This window comes from Luteimonas marina, from assembly GCF_007859325.1.
Lineage (GTDB): Bacteria > Pseudomonadota > Gammaproteobacteria > Xanthomonadales > Xanthomonadaceae > Luteimonas > Luteimonas marina.
Genome location: NZ_VOHK01000019.1, coordinates 1 through 1,160 on the forward strand (window position 1 = coordinate 1; position 1,160 = coordinate 1,160).

The window sequence follows — 1,160 nt, forward strand, 5'->3', positions numbered from 1 at the left end:
CTAAGGAAGGTCTGATCAAAGCGCGCTGATGCCTAGATTTCAGCGCCAAGGCGCCTGATCGACCTCGATGTGATCACTTTCTCGCCATTTCTGGCGCTTTTCGACGGGTTTTCCCGTCCAATGGACGGCTTTAGCCCGTCGGCAGCAACAGACGTCGCCGCGCCATCCACAGATTCGACAGCGCGAACAGCGTCAGCACCTGCGCCGTGTTCTTCGCCAAGCCGCGGTAGCGCACCTTGGTGTAACCGAACTGCCGCTTCACCACCCGGAACGGGTGCTCGACCTTCGCCCGCAGGCTGGCCTTGAAGTGCTCCCAGCGCTCGGCGTACTTGCGCTCGCGCTTGTTCTTCAGCGCTCGCAACTTCGAGGGCTTCTCCGCGATCCAGAACGCAGCCTCCACGCCTTGCAGCTCCTCGCGCTTGTGCGCGCCGGTGTAGCCGCTGTCGCCGCAGATCGTATCTTCCTTGCCGTGCAGCAGCTTGTGCACCTGCGTCACGTCATTCACGTTCGCCGCCGTGCACTCCACGTGGTGCACCAGGCCCGACTCCTCGTCCACGCCAATGTGCGCCTTCATCCCGAAGTGCCACTGGTTACCCTTCTTCGTCTGGTGCATCTCCGGATCGCGCTCGCCGTCCCTGTTTTTGGTCGAGCTCGGTGCCGCAATGATCGTCGCATCGACGATCGTGCCGGCCTTCAGGCTCTGGCCCTTGCGCGCCAGGTGCGCGTTCACGCGCTCCAGGATCTGCGGCGCAAGCTCGTGCGTCTCCAGCAGCCGGCGGAAGTTGAGGATCGTGGTCTCGTCCGGGATGGTGTCCAGCCCGCCCAGGCGGGCAAAGCGGCGCATCACCGGCATCTCGTACAGCGTCTCTTCCATGCCCGGGTCGCTCAGCGAGTACCACTGCTGCAGGAAGTGGATGCGCAGCATGGTCGCCAAGGGATACGGCTGCCGGCCGCGCTGGCCCATCTTCGGGTAGTGCGGTGCGATCAGCGCCAGCAATGCGTTCCACGGCACCACCTGCTCCATCTCCGCCAGGAAGACCTCGCGCCGCGTCTTCTTGCGCTTGCCCGTGTGTTCCGCGTCCCCGAAGCTCAGCTGCATCGTCGTCATCCGTCGAACCTTGCGCTATTGTCGCCGAAGGGATTTGTTCAGAGCATCCCTA

The 1,160-nt window shown here is 63.6% G+C and carries 1 protein-coding gene; it reads right to left on the reverse strand.

The window, feature by feature from the left end; genetic code table 11:
* Positions 1 to 130: 130 nt before the first annotated feature.
* Complete coding sequence (locus FQY83_RS17505; protein WP_146389523.1) at positions 131 to 1,099, reverse strand: IS5 family transposase; 969 nt, start codon at positions 1,097 to 1,099, stop codon at positions 131 to 133.
* Between the last annotated feature and the right edge of the window lie 61 nt (positions 1,100 to 1,160).

Bases quoted from the DNA above. Each gene is read 5' to 3' on its own strand.
- FQY83_RS17505 (WP_146389523.1), bottom strand. From the start codon at position 1,099: ATGCAGCTGAGCTTCGGGGACGCGGAACACACGGGCAAGCGCAAGAAG.